12 protein-coding genes are annotated in these 14658 nt (G+C 66.1%); 8 read left to right on the forward strand and 4 right to left on the reverse strand.

What is annotated here, in order from left to right:
* Positions 1 to 15 precede the first annotated feature (15 nt).
* Positions 16 to 2256: a TonB-dependent receptor gene (locus CFB34_RS08905; protein WP_089442834.1), complete on the reverse strand. Its 2241-nt coding sequence runs from the start codon at positions 2254 to 2256 to the stop codon at positions 16 to 18.
* A 321-nt stretch (positions 2257 to 2577) separates the two neighbouring features.
* Between CFB34_RS08905 and CFB34_RS08910 the strand changes: the two genes are divergently transcribed.
* Positions 2578 to 3642: an asparaginase gene (locus CFB34_RS08910; RefSeq protein WP_089442833.1), complete on the forward strand. Its 1065-nt coding sequence runs from the start codon at positions 2578 to 2580 to the stop codon at positions 3640 to 3642.
* An 87-nt stretch (positions 3643 to 3729) separates the two neighbouring features.
* On the opposite strand, the gene CFB34_RS08915 is transcribed toward CFB34_RS08910, so the two are convergent.
* Positions 3730 to 4704, reverse strand: coding sequence for a LysR family transcriptional regulator (locus CFB34_RS08915; protein WP_089442832.1), 975 nt, complete (start codon positions 4702 to 4704; stop codon positions 3730 to 3732).
* Between the two features lie 141 nt (positions 4705 to 4845).
* Here CFB34_RS08915 and CFB34_RS08920 point away from each other — a divergent pair, with 141 nt between their 5' ends.
* Together CFB34_RS08920 and CFB34_RS08925 are read left to right on the forward strand one after the other, a co-directional pair.
* The gene (locus CFB34_RS08920; protein WP_089442831.1) at positions 4846 to 6252 is read left to right on the forward strand and encodes an aspartate ammonia-lyase; all 1407 of its coding nucleotides are present in this window, start codon (positions 4846 to 4848) and stop codon (positions 6250 to 6252) included.
* A gap of 108 nt (positions 6253 to 6360) precedes the next feature.
* Positions 6361 to 7872: an amino acid permease gene (locus tag CFB34_RS08925; protein WP_089442830.1), complete on the forward strand. Its 1512-nt coding sequence runs from the start codon at positions 6361 to 6363 to the stop codon at positions 7870 to 7872.
* A 61-nt stretch (positions 7873 to 7933) separates the two neighbouring features.
* On the opposite strand, the gene CFB34_RS08930 is transcribed toward CFB34_RS08925, so the two are convergent.
* Positions 7934 to 8617, reverse strand: a complete 684-nt coding sequence (locus CFB34_RS08930) for a phospholipase (protein WP_089442829.1) — start codon at positions 8615 to 8617, stop codon at positions 7934 to 7936.
* A 213-nt stretch (positions 8618 to 8830) separates the two neighbouring features.
* Here CFB34_RS08930 and vapB point away from each other — a divergent pair, with 213 nt between their 5' ends.
* The 4 genes from vapB (at position 8831) to CFB34_RS08950 (ending at position 11799) form a co-directional block, all read left to right on the forward strand.
* Positions 8831 to 9073 (forward strand): type II toxin-antitoxin system VapB family antitoxin, encoded by a 243-nt coding sequence (gene vapB / locus CFB34_RS08935; RefSeq protein ID WP_089442828.1) that lies wholly within the window; start codon positions 8831 to 8833, stop codon positions 9071 to 9073.
* On the forward strand, positions 9070 to 9477 hold the full coding sequence (locus CFB34_RS08940) for a type II toxin-antitoxin system VapC family toxin (RefSeq protein ID WP_089442827.1): 408 nt from the start codon (positions 9070 to 9072) through the stop codon (positions 9475 to 9477). Before vapB ends, CFB34_RS08940 begins: the two co-directional genes overlap by 4 nt.
* A gap of 286 nt (positions 9478 to 9763) precedes the next feature.
* Positions 9764 to 10072: a DUF485 domain-containing protein gene (locus tag CFB34_RS08945; protein ID WP_043179330.1), complete on the forward strand. Its 309-nt coding sequence runs from the start codon at positions 9764 to 9766 to the stop codon at positions 10070 to 10072.
* On the forward strand, positions 10069 to 11799 hold the full coding sequence (locus CFB34_RS08950; RefSeq protein WP_089442826.1) for a cation acetate symporter: 1731 nt from the start codon (positions 10069 to 10071) through the stop codon (positions 11797 to 11799). The genes CFB34_RS08945 and CFB34_RS08950 overlap by 4 nt, the downstream gene beginning before the upstream one ends.
* Before the next feature lie 169 nt (positions 11800 to 11968).
* Here CFB34_RS08950 and CFB34_RS08955 read toward each other — a convergent pair whose 3' ends face one another.
* Positions 11969 to 12199, reverse strand: coding sequence for a hypothetical protein (locus CFB34_RS08955; protein ID WP_089442825.1), 231 nt, complete (start codon positions 12197 to 12199; stop codon positions 11969 to 11971).
* Positions 12200 to 12256: 57 nt separating this feature from the next.
* Here CFB34_RS08955 and CFB34_RS08960 point away from each other — a divergent pair, with 57 nt between their 5' ends.
* Positions 12257 to 14638 (forward strand): MCP four helix bundle domain-containing protein, encoded by a 2382-nt coding sequence (locus CFB34_RS08960; protein ID WP_089442824.1) that lies wholly within the window; start codon positions 12257 to 12259, stop codon positions 14636 to 14638.
* The last annotated feature ends 20 nt before the right edge of the window (positions 14639 to 14658 follow it).

A 14658-nucleotide genomic window follows, 5' to 3' on the forward strand; every position in this document is an offset into this window, starting at 1 on the left:
CCGCCGCCAACCGCGTTACTGATAGAAGTTGAGCGTGACCATCGCCGAACGGCCAGGCGCCCACGTCGCGTAGATCGGATACGCGCTCGAGTAATACTTCTTGTCGAACAGGTTCTGCACGTTCAGCTGCACGTCCATCGTCTTGTTCACGCGCCACGTCGCGGCTGCGTCGAAGCGTGCGTAGCCGGGCGTCCATTTCTTCGTCGTCGCCGATACCGACGCATAGGTCTGGCTCATCACCGTCGCACCCGCGCCGAGCGTGAGCTTCGGCATCACGTCGTAGCTCGTCCACAGCGTGAAGTTGTGCTTCGGCACCATCACCATCGGCAGGCCCGATGCGCCCGGGCTGCCGGGGCCGGCGTCGGTCGTGATCGCGTTCAGGTACGAGTAGCCGCCGAACACGTGCCACTTCGGGCTCAGGTTGCCCGCGAAGCCGAATTCGACGCCGCGCACGCGCTGCTTGCCCGCGTTGACCGTGTGACCGAGGCCGTCGCTCACGCGTGCGTTGGTCTTCTCGGTCTGGAACAGCGCCGACGTCAGCGACAGCTGATCCTGCAGCACATCCCACTTCGCGCCGATCTCGATGTTGCGCGAGCGTTCCGGCGCGAGATCCTGGTTCGTCGCGGTGATCTGGTCGGTGCCGCCGCCGAGGCCGCCGTTCGAACCCGGCGGGTTCGACGACGTGCCGTACGACGCATACAGGCTCACGTTGCTCACCGGCTTGAACACGAGGCCGAACTGGTAGCTGAACAGGTTCGACGTGTTCGACAGGTCGGCCACGCCGGCCTGCTTGCCGGTCGTGTCATAGCGGTCGAAACGCAGCCCCGTGTTGAACTGCCAGCGCTCGGACAGCTTCACGGTATCGAAGAGGTACGCGGAAACCGTGTCGGTGCGCGTGTTCGTCGTCGCGCCGGGGAAGCCCTTGTCGCCATTCAGCACGATGTTGCCGGTCCACGGCATGTTCGGGTTCCAGCCGCCCGCGAGCGGCGTGCAGTTGCCGGCCACCGAGCACGGACCGCCCGAGCGGATGTTGTTGCCGGCCGAATCCGACACGAGGTAGCCCTCGTAGCGCGCCTGCTCATGGCTGAACTCGACGCCGGCCGTCATCGTGTGCTTCATGCCGAACAGGCTGGCGCTGCCGGTCACTTCGGTCTGGTTCGAGAAGCCGTTGAGCGCGTACTTGCCGCTCTTCGCCTGCAGGCTCAGCATGGCCGGGTTCGACGCGAGGATCTGCGGGTTCGTCGCGACGTAATCGAGCGTCGAGCGGCCGAACATCGTCGTGTTCTTCAGCTTCCAGTCGTCATTGAGCTTGTGCTCGACACGCACCTGGGCGGTGTCGGTCTGCCCGTAGCGGTAGTCGCGCGTGTTCAGCCCGAAGAACTGCCCGCGATCGGTCGGCACCGGCGTGCCGCCCGACGCACGGAACGGCACGCTGAAGTCCGGCATGTCGTACGAGTTCATGTGGTAGTAGCTGACCGTGACCGTGGTCGGCGTGTTCAGCCCGAACACGATCGACGGCGCGACGCCCCAGCGCTTGTTGTACACGTCGTTGCGACCGGCCTGGTTCGCGTCGTGACCCATCACGTTCAGGCGCACGGCCGTCGTGTCGTTGATCTTGTGGTTCGCGTCGACCGTCGCGCGCTTGTAGCCGTCGGTGCCGAAGCCGATGCTGCTGTTGATGAAGTTGTCGTTCTTCGGCGTCTTCGTGACGATGTCGATGCTGCCGCCCACCGAGCCGCGGCCCGCGTAGACCGAATCGGGGCCCTTGATCACGCTGATCTGCTCGACCGCGAACGTTTCGCGGTTCTGCAGCCCCGAGTCGCGCATCCCGTCGACGAAGATCGAGTTGCGCGATTCGAAGCCGCGGATCACCGGGCGATCGGCCGACGGGTTCGCGGCCGCATCGCCGCCGAGGAACGTGATGCCCGGCACCGTGCGCAGCGCGTCCGCGAACGACGTGACGTTCTTTTCCTTGATGAGTTGCTCCGGGATCACCGTGACCGAGCGCGGCGTGTCGAGCAGCGGCGCGGTGAACTTGTACGACGGCGAACGCTTCACCTGCATGTCCGACGGCGCGGTCGACTTGACGTTGATCGTCGGGAGCGTCGCCTGCACGTCGGCGGACGGGGCCGGCTGATCGGCGGCGGGGGCGGGTGCAGGGGCGGTTTCGGCGGAAGCGAGCAGCGGGGTCAGGAACACGGAGCAGGTCAGCGCCGACACGAGGGCGCGAGGCCTCGTCTTGAACTGGGCGGGCATATCGAGAGGCAGCAGAAAATTCGGTGAGCGGGCGCGTTTTCTCGATGTCGGGCGGCAGCACGGAATATCGGAAAACGTCAATGTAAATGCGTATGATTCGCGTTTGCGGTCGCAATTGTACGGATTGGTACTAATTCTGTAAACGATCGAATGGGTTTTGTACTAATTTGGTCAGGCTTTCGTGGGGGACGGATTGCCTTTGCGTGGCGTGCAACACCACTTTCCATCACCGGCCAATGCGCGGCGGCGGGGACTCGATACACTGCCGTACCGGTTGGACGGGCCCCGGCAAGCAGGCCCCGAGCATGGAGACAACACACGATGGACACCCAACGCGCAGCAGTCGTCACGTACCGAGGCGATGCGATCGAGAACACGCACGTCGCCCATGTGGCGGTGGTCGATGCACGCGGCAGGTTGCTGGCCCGGTTCGGCGATCCGTTCCGGATGACGCTCGCGCGCTCGGCGGCCAAGCCGGCGCAGGCGCTGTCGGTGATCGAGACGGGCGCGCCCGAGCGCTTCGGCTTCGACGATGCGGATATCGCGCTGATGTGCGCGTCGCACAGCAGCGAGGACCGGCACATCGAACGCACGCGCGCGATGCTCGCCAAGGTCGCCGCGCACGAATCGGACTTGCGGTGCGGCGGCCATCCGCCGTTGTCGGACGCGGTGTACCGCGCGTGGATCAAGCGCGACTACACGCCGACCGGCGTGTGCAGCAACTGTTCGGGCAAGCACGTCGGGATGCTGGCCGGCGCGCAGGCGATCGGCGCCGCGATCGCCGATTACCATCTGCCCGAGCATCCGATGCAGCTGCGCGTGAAGCACGTGGTGGCCGATGCGTGTGGGCTGCGCGACGACGAGGTCGAGTGGGGCATCGACGGATGCAACCTGCCGACGCCGGCGTTTTCGCTGGACCGGCTCGCGCGGCTTTACGCGTCGCTGGCCGACGGGGCGGACACGGTGGAAGCGGGCGGAGGCGACATCACCGGTCGCGTGCGCGCGCTGGCGCGCATTCATCATGCGATGACCGCGTATCCGGAGCTGGTTGCCGGCGAAGGGCGCTATTGCACGGTGCTGATGAACGCGTTCGACGGGCAGGTGGTCGGCAAGCTCGGCGCCGATGCGTGCTACGGGATCGGCGTGCGGGCGTCCGAGCGCACGCGGGCGCTGGGCGCCGACGGCGCGCTCGGCATCTCGGTGAAGATCGAGGACGGCAATCTCGACGTGCTCTACATGGTCGTCAGCGAGCTGCTCGAGCGGCTGCAGATCGGCACGGCCGAGCAGCGCGCGCCGCTGGCCGGCTTCCACCGGCCGCGGATGCTCAATACGCAGGGTGTCGAGATCGGGCACGTCACGTTCCCGTTCGAATTGCAGGCGGCCTGAACGGCGCGGATGCGCGGCCGCGCGGCTGCCGGTGGTCCGCGACGCGGGCCGTGCGCAGCGGCGCGAACCTGACCCAGGGCGCGTGCGCTACACGCTCGCGCCGCGAATCTTCGCCAGCTCCAGCGCCGACAGCTCGCCGATATGCGCGAGGTGTTCCGCGAGAAAGTCCTTCAGCACACGCAGCTTCGCCGAGCTGCGCCGGTTCGCCAGGTACGCGATGTAGATGTATTCGCCGGTCAACCGGTTCTGCAGCCGGTAGCGCGGCAGCACGGCTTCGAGCCGGCCGCTCGCGAGCAGGTCGCGCACCAGCCAGATCTCGAACTCCGCGATGCCGAGCCCCGCGCAGGTCGCTTCGAGCAGCAGCTCCGAATGGTCGGTGACGAGGTTGCCGGCCGGCAGCACGCTGTGATGCGCGTCGCCGCTCACGAGATCCCAGCGCGGATCGCCTTCCGGGTGCACGTAGCGCAGGCAGTTGTGTTGCTTGAGGTCGTCGGGCGTGGCCGGGCGCCCGCAGCGGTCGAGATAGCCGGGCGTCGCGCACAGGATGCTGTCGTTGCGTGACAGGCGGTGGACGACGAGATTGTCCAGGTAGTTCTCGCCTTCGTGAATGTCGAGATCGAAGCCGCCGGCCACGAGGTCGTTGTGGTTGTCGGTGAGCCGCACGTCGAGCTGGATCGTCGGGTAGCGCGCGAGGAACGGCGCGACCAGCGGCGCGAGATGGCGGCGGCCGAACGCCACCGGCGCGGTGAGCTTCAGCGGGCCGCTCGGCTGCGCATTCAGCTCGGCGACCACGCGCAAGGTGTCGTCGAGATCGGCGATCAGCGTGACCGCGCGTTCCAGGTAGATATGGCCGGCTTCCGTGAGCGTCACGCTGTGCGTGGAGCGGTGCAGCAGCGCGACGCCGAGCGCCTCCTCGATCGCCGTGACCTTGCGTGCGACGGTGGACGTCGACACGTGCATCTCCTTGGCGACCGCCGAAAAACTCCCCGTTTCGACCACCCTGACGAACGCGCGCATCGCGCCCATGTGATCGATGCCGGTTTCCCTTGCGCCTTTTTTCATTCGAGTCTCGTTGTTGCGTCCCACGCAAAACCGCTTTCGATAATACAGAAGTGAGGTTGTTTTTGCAAAGGCATAGAATGCGAACCCGTCGCATCGGGAAGCGACGCACGACGAGCGGCACGAGACACCCAGGAGGGCACGATGGCAGAAAACGGCTTCCGCGTCGAAGCGGATCTTTTAGGTAAGCGAAGCATTCCGAACGAGGCCTACTACGGCGTCCATACGCTGCGCGCGAAGGAGAATTTCGACATTTCGGGCCGCACGATCGCGTCGCTGCCGTACCTCGTGATGGCGCTCGCCGCGGTGAAGGAGGCCGCGGCCGACGCGAACTGCGAACTCGGGCTGCTGCCGCGGCCGCTGCGCGATGCGATCGCCGCCGCGTGCGTCGAGATCCGCGAAGGGCGCCTGCACGACCAGTTCGTCGTCGACATCATCCAGGGCGGGGCCGGCACGTCGACCAACATGAACGCGAACGAGGTGATCTGCAACCGCGCGCTCGAAATCATGGGGCACGCGCGCGGGCAGTACGAATACCTGCATCCGAACGAGCACGTGAACCTCGCGCAGAGCACCAACGACGTCTATCCGACCGCGATCCGCGTGGCGACCTGCTTCGCGGTCGAGCACCTGCTCGAAGCGATGGCGCGCCTGCGCGATGCGTTCGCGGAGCGCGCCGACGCGTTCGCCGGCTTGCTGAAGCTCGGCCGCACGCAGCTGCAGGACGCGGTGCCGATGACGCTCGGCCAGGAATTCTCGACCTACGCGGTGATGCTGACGGAAGACATCGCGCGCCTGCAGGAAGCCGGCTGGCTGATTCGCGAGATCAACCTCGGCGCGACCGCGATCGGCACGGGGATCACCGCGCATCCGCAGTACGCGGAGAAGGCGCTCGCGGCGCTGCGCCGCATTACCGGGCTCGACCTGAGCACCGCGCCGAACCTGATCGAAGCGACCCAGGATTGCGGCGCGTTCGTGCAGGTGTCGGGCGTGCTCAAGCGGATCGCCGTGAAGCTGTCGAAGATCTGCAACGACCTGCGGCTGCTGTCGAGCGGCCCGCGCGCGGGGTTCGGCGAGATCAACCTGCCGCCCGTGCAGGCCGGCTCGTCGATCATGCCGGGCAAGGTGAATCCGGTGATCCCGGAAGTCGTCAACCAGGTTGCCTTCGAGGTGTTCGGCAACGACCTGACCATCACCTTCGCGGCCGAGGCCGGGCAGCTTCAGTTGAACGCGTTCGAGCCGGTGATCGCCAGCGCGCTGTTCCGCAGCTTCAGCCACCTGACGGCTGCCTGCACGACGCTCGCGCAGCGTTGCGTGAGCGGGATCACCGCGAACCCCGAGCGGCTGCGCGAAACGATGGAGCGCTCGGTCGCGCTCGCGACCGCGCTGAACCCGTACATCGGCTACAAGCGCGCGACCGCCGTGGCGGCCGAAGCGCACGCGACCGGCAAGTCGATCCGCGAGGTCGTGCTGGAGCGCGAGTGGATGACCGCTGCGCAGGTCGAAGAAGCGCTGCAACCCGAAGCGCTGATCCGGCCGCGCGTGCTTTGACGCCGGCTGCGCGGGCCGCCGGGGCGTGACGCCGGCGGCTTGCGTGCGGCTGCATCCGACGCGCCCCCGCGCGGGGCGCGACACATCAAGAAACAACGGAGACACACGATGACCCACAGCAGCGAGCGCCCGGCCGATTCGGCCGGCGGCGCGGATTCCCGACATGCCGACCCCGATGCGATGTTCGCGTCGCACGAAGCCGGTTATGCGAAGCAGTTGAAGCCCCGGCACGTGCAGATGATCGCGATGGGCGGGGCGATCGGCACCGGCCTCTTTCTCGGTGCGGGCGGGCGCCTGCAGCACGCGGGGCCGGCGCTCGCGCTCGTGTACCTCGTCTGCGGCGTGTTCGCGTTCCTGATCATGCGCGCGCTCGGCGAGCTCGTGATGCACCGGCCGACCAGCGGCAGCTTCGTGTCGTATGCACGGGAGTTCATGGGCGAACGCGCCTCGTTCGTCGCGGGCTGGATGTACTACCTGAACTGGGCGACCACCGGCATCGTCGACATCACCGCGGTCGCGATCTACATGAAGTACTGGGCCGTGTTCACGGACGTGCCGCAATGGGTGTTCGCGCTCGGCGCGCTCGGGATCGTGTCGGTGATGAACATGATCGGCGTGAAGGTGTTCGGCGAGATGGAGTTCTGGTTCTCGCTCGTCAAGGTCGGCACGCTCGCGGTGTTCCTCGCGGTCGGCGCCGTGTTTCTCGCGAGCGGCCATCCGGTCGCCGGGCAGATGCCGGGGTTGCATCTCGTCGCGGATCACGGCGGGATTTTCCCGCACGGCATCCTGCCGGCCGTGCTGATCGTGCAGGGCGTCGTATTTGCGTACGCGAGCATCGAGCTCGTCGGCGTCGCGGCGGGCGAGACCGCCGATGCGCGCAAGGTCTTGCCGAAAGCCATCAACAGCGTGATGTGGCGCATCGCGCTGTTCTACGTCGGCTCGGTCGTGCTGTTGACGATGCTGCTGCCGTGGACGGCGTACAGCGCGCACGAAAGCCCGTTCGTGACGTTCTTCAGCAAGCTCGGCGTGCCGTACGTCGGCACCGTGATGAACGTCGTCGTGCTGACCGCCGCGCTGTCGAGCCTGAACTCCGGCCTCTATTCGACCGGGCGCGTGCTGCGCTCGCTCGCGATGGGCGGATCGGCGCCGCGCTTCGTGTCGCGGATGAACGCACGCGGCGTGCCGTACGGCGGGATCCTGATCACGGTCGCGATCAATGCGATCGGCGTGCCGCTGAACTACATCGTGCCGGCGCAGGCGTTCGAGATCGTGCTGAACATGGCGTCGCTCGGGATCATCACGACGTGGGGCTTCATCGTCATGTGCCAGATCCTGTTCCGTCGCGCGGTCGATCGCGGCGAGCTGAAGGCCGTGTCGTTCCGGATGCCCGGCGCGCCGTTCACGTCGTGGCTCACGCTGGCCTTCCTCGTCGGCGTGCTGGTGCTGATGGCATTCGACTATCCGGGCGGCACGTGGACCATCGCGACGATTCCGGTCGTCGTGCTCGCGCTGGTAGTCGGCTGGAAGCTGGCGAAGCGCGGTGCTGCGCGGGAGCAGGCGGCGGATGCGCTTGTGTCGGCGGCCACGCGCGCCGTTGCCGATCCGGCGCGGGGCACCTGAAGGCGGTATGCGCCGGGCGCGCCGGGTCGTTCGCGGCCGGCGCCCCGGCATGCCGCCAAGGTCAGTTCAAACCGGCTCGTTCGCCGACCCATCGGGCAAACGAGCCGGCCATCTCCGCGGTCAGCTCGTGGCCGGCCGCATACAGCCGCGTTTCGTGCGCGACGCCGAGCGTCGTGAGTTTCGCGTCGGCGGTGTCGGCCCACGCGACGGGGAGCTTGTCGTCGAAGCGGCCGTGCACGATCAGCGCATGGAGCGGGCGAAGGGCATCGCGCGGCGCGATCAGCGGATCGATTTCGGGCAGGATGCGCCCGCACAGCACTGCGAATGCGGTGACGTCCTGCGGCGACGTGAGGCCGACGCTCGCGCTCATGATGCCGCCCTGGCTGAAGCCGGCAATCACGGTCGGCAACGCGGCGCCTGCGTCATCGTTGCCACGGAAGCTGCGGAGCAGCGTGATCAGCTTGAGTCGGCTCGCGTCCGCGCGGGCCGCGTCGATTTCCGGGCCGTTCGGGCCGAAGCGCACCGGAAACCACGCGTGCTGGTCGGGCCCGAACGCGAGCGGCGCGCGCAGGAACGCGATCTCGATGCGCGGATCGATGACGTCGGCCAGGTTCAGCAAGTTGGTTTCGTTGCCGCCGACGCCATGCAGCAGCAACAGGCGGGCAGCGGGGCGGCCGGCGGCGGGGCGCAGCCGGTACTGGAGGCCCGACTCGGGATCGGTGGTCAGCGGCAGGACGTCGGTCATTGGGTGGGGTCCGGAAAGGGGAGCGATGCGACAGTCTAGGGCGTGCGGGCGGCGACGTGAATCGCCGGCGTGCGATTGATTGTTTCCTGTTGGGAATGAATCGGGCGTTCCGCGCCCCCCGTTGCTCGTTGTTCATATACCGATCGGGTGACTCGTCATCGGCGCACGGAATGGCTAAAATAGATACATTTCGTAGATACACGAGGGGCGAGGATGGATACTGCCAAGATTTTCAAGCATGGCGGATCGCAGGCTGTCCGTCTGCCGAAGGATTTCCGCTTCGACACGACCGAGGTCCGGATTCGTCGCCACGGTTCATCCGTGATTCTCGAGCCGGTGCCGCAAGACTGGGCCTGGCTCACGCCGCTGATCGGCCCGGTTGACGCCGATTTCGAAGCCGCCGCCACGACCGAGCCTGCCGCTCAGGAGCGACCGGATCTGGACGTCTTTGAATGAAATTTCTGCTGGATACCAACGCGGTAATCGCCATCCTGAAAGGCGAGCCGGCCATGCTGGCCCGGCTTCGCATGTATCAGCCAGCCGATTTCGGCATGCCGGCGATCGTCGCGCATGAACTCTATTACGGCGCCTACAAGAGCCAGAGAGCGGCTGCGAACGTGGCACGTGTCGAGGCGCTTCAGTTCGAGGGGGTGTCGTTCGATGTCGAAGATGCTCAGCACGCCGGCGAGATTCGTGCGCATCTGACCGCGGCGGGCACCCCGATCGGTCCGTACGATGCGTTGATCGCAGGGCAGGCACGCGCTCGGCGTCTGGTGCTCGTCACGCATAACGTGCGCGAGTTTGCGCGAGTCCCGGGGCTACAGGTCGAGGATTGGCTCGCCGACGCGCGTGAAAACTGATCGCGTCTAGTTCGCATCGATCGATGCGAGTGACTGTCCTTGCGCGGAAATGTCCGTTTATTGAGGACTATCGATAAATTGCGTCCTGACTAACCCGCATCGTTACGCTGAAACCGCATCGCCGTTGCAGCGCGCCCCGCACACGCATCCAGTGCCCCGCGTGCGGCAGCACCCCCTGCCGCTAGGGAAAACCATAGCGCGCACACGAAAGACCGAGTAAGCACGCAGTCAGCTTCGCTCTTCAGAATCGCCACACTCATTCAAAAAGCAAACCAGGAGACAGGCGATGCATGATGGGTTGGTGAAAAAGATCGAAGCGCATCCGAAGTATGCGCAGCTCAAGCGGCGGCGCAACACGCTCGGCATCTGCCTGACCGTGCTGATGCTGATCGTGTACTACGGCTACATCGCACTGATCGCATTCGACAAGTCGTTCCTCGCGAAGCCGGTGAGCACCGGCGTGACGAGCGTCGGCGTACCGGTCGGCATGGCGGTGATCGTGTTTACCGTCGTCATCACCGGCATCTACGTGCGCCGCGCGAACAACGAATACGATCAACTGACGCAGGACATCCTGCAGGACGTCGCCCAATGAAGAAGACACTTTCGATGACGCTGGTCGCGCTTCTGGCCGTGGGCGTGTGCGGCGCGGCCGTCGCGGGCGGCGGCGATGTCGGGCAGACCGCCAAGCAGGCCACCAACACCACGGCCATCGTCCTGTTCGCGCTGTTCGTGGCCGGCACGTTGTGGATCACCAAGTGGGCGGCGTCGCGCACGCGTTCCGCCGCGGATTTCTACACGGCCGGCGGCGGCATTACCGGATTCCAGAACGGCCTGGCGATCTCGGGCGACTACATGTCGGCCGCATCCTTCCTCGGCATTTCCGCGGCGGTGATGACGTCGGGCTACGACGGCCTGATCTACTCGATCGGCTTCCTGGTCGGCTGGCCGATCATCACGTTCCTGATGGCCGAGCGGCTGCGCAACCTCGGCAAGTTCACCTTCGCCGACGTCGCGGGCTATCGCTTCGAGCAGGGGCCGATCCGCAGCTTCGCCGCGATCGGCACGCTGGTGGTGGTGGCGTTCTACCTGATCGCGCAGATGGTGGGCGCGGGGCAGCTCATCAAGCTGCTGTTCGGTCTCGACTACTGGGTGGCGGTCGTGATCGTCGGCGCGCTGATGATGGTCTACGTGCTGTTCGGTGGCATGACGGCCACCACCTGGGTGCAGATCATCAAGGCGTGCATGTTGCTCGCTGGCGTGACGTTCATGGCGATCATGGTGCTCGCGCAGTACGGTTTCAGCCCGGAGGCGCTGTTCGCCCATGCGGTGGAAGTCAAGACCGCGATCGCCGCGAACGCCGGCAAGTCGCCGGACGACGCGACGCGGATCGGGCTGTCGGTGATGTCGCCGGGCGGGTTCATCAAGGATCCGATCTCGGCCATCTCGTTCGGCATGGCGCTGATGTTCGGCACCGCCGGCCTGCCGCACATCCTGATGCGCTTCTTCACGGTGCCGGATGCGAAGGAAGCGCGTAAATCCGTGTTCTGGGCCACCACGTGGATCGGCTACTTCTACGTGCTGATCTTCATCATCGGTTTCGGTGCGATCACGCTGGTGCTGACCAATCCGGAACTGGCCGACGTGGCCAAGGGCGTGATCAAGGGCGGCGCGGGCACGGCCAACATGGCCGCGGTGCTGGTGGCCAAGACGGTGGGCGGCGACGTGTTCTACGGCTTCATCTCGGCCGTGGCGTTCGCGACGATCCTGGCGGTGGTGGCCGGGCTCACGCTGTCGGGTGCATCCGCGGTGTCGCACGATCTCTACGCCACCGTTTTCAAGAACGGCAAGGCCAACAGTGCCGACGAGCTGAAGGTGTCGCGCATCACGACGCTGGTGCTCGGCGTGATCGCCGTGCTGCTGGGCATCGCGTTCGAGAAGCAGAACGTCGCGTTCATGGTGTCGCTGGCATTCGCCGTGGCGGCATCGGCCAATTTCCCGGTGCTGTTCCTGTCGATGATGTGGAAGGGCTGCACCACGCGCGGCGCGGTCATCGGCGGCTTCCTCGGGCTGGTCTCGTCGGTGGGGCTGACGATCGTGTCGCCGTCGGTGTGGGAGGCGACGCTCGGTTATCCGAAGGGTTCGGCGTGGTTCCCGTACACGTCGCCCGCGTTGTTCTCGATGACGATCGGCTTCGTCGGCGTGTGGCTGTTCTCGGTGCTCGACACGAGCCTGCGCGCGAAGGCGGAGAAGGGCGCGTTCGCCGCGCAGCAGGTGCGCTCGGAAACGGGGCTGGGGGCGACGCGCGCCAGCAGCCACTGACCGGTCGTGAGTCGCTCCCGCCCGCTCCGGGGCCCACGATGCAGTTCATCGCATCGCGGGCCCCGGAGCGGGCGGTATCGTTTTCATCGGTCCGTCGAATTGCGGCCCGACAATAAAAAATCGTGAATTCGCCTGAATTCGCCGATAATGCGCAAACGTTTTACGAAAGTCAGATTGCCGATAATCCGCGGATTAAATAAATAAAAATAAAATATCCGAAGCTGGAATGTCCAGGCCGCGCAGGATCGCCGATCGAAGCCTTGTGGCAGAAGGTTAACGGCAGATCCAGGCAAATCTTTAGGGTGTTTTCGTCGCAATTATTCATTTCGTTTTTATCAATGAATGATTGATTTCCGGTCATCGGAGCGTCATACACCATCCCCGATAATTCGGCGCTCACATTCTTTCAATAGACCAAACGGCGATCGAAGCCGGATCGCTGCGGGGAGCTGTACTCATGACCATCCGTCATCGCATTACGCTGCTAGTCGTCCTGACGTTCTTCGCGCTGTCCGCGATCGGCATCTATGCCGTGTACCAGACCCGCAAGAGCGCGTCCGAGGTACGCCAGGTCACCCAGGGAATCGTGCCGAGCGCGCTCGCGTCCGCGGATCTCGTCGCCGATGTGAAGAACATCCAGATCGCGACGATGACGCTCGTCTATGCGCCCGACGCGAACACCGCCGCGCAGGCGCGCGACGAGCTGAAGGCGAAGCAGGGCGCGCTGCGCGCCGCGCTCGACGTGCAGGCGAAGTCGGCGGTCGGCCAGGCGCAGGTCGGGCTCGTGTCGCAGGCGAAGGAGAGCGCGACGAACTACTTCGCGGCGATCGACGACACCGTGAAGATGAAGGCCGACGGCAAGCCCGAGATGGCGCAGGCGTACCTGTTCGCGAACGTCGCGCAGTATCGCGACGAACTCGAAAGCATCGTCGACACGCTGCGCGTCGAGAAGAACCGCCAGAAGGACGACGCGATCAGCGCGCTGAACGGGATGCTGTCGACCACGGCGACCGCGATCGCGGGTGTCGCCGGCACGGTGATCGTGCTGCTGACCGCACTCGGCCTGCTGCTGTATCGCCAGATCACGCGCCCGCTGATCGGGATGCAGACGGCGATGAGCGAGATCGCGACGAGCCAGGATTTCACGCGCCGCGTGCCGGTGGGCCGGATGGACGAAATCGGCCATTCGATCGTCGCGTTCAACGGGATGATCGAGAAGATCCAGGAGAACTCGGCGCAGCTCAAGCAGAAGACGGCCGACATCCAGGCGATGCTGCAGAACATGCAGCAGGGGATCCTGACCGTCGTCGAGGGCGGCGTCGTGCATGCGGAGTATTCGGCGTACCTCGAAACCATCTTCGAGACGAACGATATCGCCGGCCGCGACCTGATGGCGCTCGTGTTCGACGATTCGAACATCGGTTCCGACGCGCGCTCGCAGGTCGATGCGGCCGTGCACGCGTGCCTCGGCGAAGACAGCATGAACTTCGCGTTCAACGAGCACCTGCTCGTGAACGAAGTCGCGAAGCGGATGCCGGACGGCCGCGACAAGTGGCTCGACCTGAGCTGGTCGGCAATCACCGACGAGACCGACACGGTCGTGCGCCTGATGCTGTGCGTGCGCGACGTGACCGAGATTCGCGAGCTGACCGCGCAGGCCGGCGAGCAGCAGCGCCGCCTCGAGATGATCGGCGAGATTCTGTCGATCAGCCAGGACAAGTTCCACGACTTCGTGCACAGCGCGAAGGGCTTCCTCAGCGAGAACGAGCGGATGATCCGCCAGCACGAGCGCGCCGATCACTCGATCGTCGCGGCGCTGTTCCGCAACATGCACACGATCAAGGGCAATGCGCGCACGTACAGCCTCCAGCACCTGACCAACATCGTCCACGAAGCGGAGCAGGCGTACGACTCGTTGCGCCGCGCGGACGGCGGCCCGGAGTGGAACCGCGACGCGCTGATGGACGATCTGGCCCGCGTGCGCGACGCGGTCGAGCACTACGCGACGATCAACGCGGTCACGCTCGGCCGCAGCGGCGAGGCGGTGCAGGGCGCCGACTTCCTGATGGTCGAACGCGCGCACATCAGCGAGAGCCTGCGCGTGCTCGACGGCGCCGATCCGGCGAACGCGTCCGACTGGCACGCGGCGCGCGACGCCGTGCGCCGCATGCTGAGCCAGCTCGGCACGCAGGGCATCGGCGACGCGCTCGGCGGCGTGATCGAGTCGCTGCCGTCGCTCGCGGCCGAACTCGGCAAGCCTGCGCCGGTCGTGCATATCGACAGCCACGGCCACCGCGTGCGCAGCGAAATCGTCGCGACGCTGAAGAACGTGTTCATGCACCTGCTGCGCAATTCGATGGACCACGGGATCGAATCGTCCGACGAGCGGCGCGCGGCCGGCAAGGCGGCGTCAGGCACGATCGACATCGCGGTCGGCGTGGGCGGCGGCGAGCTGTGGTTCGTGCTGAGCGACGACGGCCGCGGCCTCGCGCTCGACCGGATTCGCAGCATCGCGCGCGAGCGCGGCTGGATCGATGCCGACCACGACGCGGCGCTGTCCGACGACGAGGTGGCCGAGCTGATCTTCCGGCCGGGTTTCTCGACCGCGAGCACGGTGACCGAAGTGTCGGGGCGCGGCGTCGGCATGGACGCGGTGCGCAACTTCCTGAAGCGCGACGGCGGCGATATCGCGCTGCGCTTCACCGACGATCGCGTCGGCGCGCCGTATCGCGCGTTCGAGACGATCGTGACGCTGCCGGCCCGCTTCGCGGCCGACGGCGCCGCCCAGGGCGTCGTGCACGAGCGTGCACGCAGCGCGGACATCGGCGCGGCGGAGTGACGACGTGATCGGGCAGGCGT

This window comes from Burkholderia sp. HI4860, assembly GCF_002223045.2.
In the GTDB taxonomy this organism is placed as follows: Bacteria; Pseudomonadota; Gammaproteobacteria; order Burkholderiales; family Burkholderiaceae; genus Burkholderia.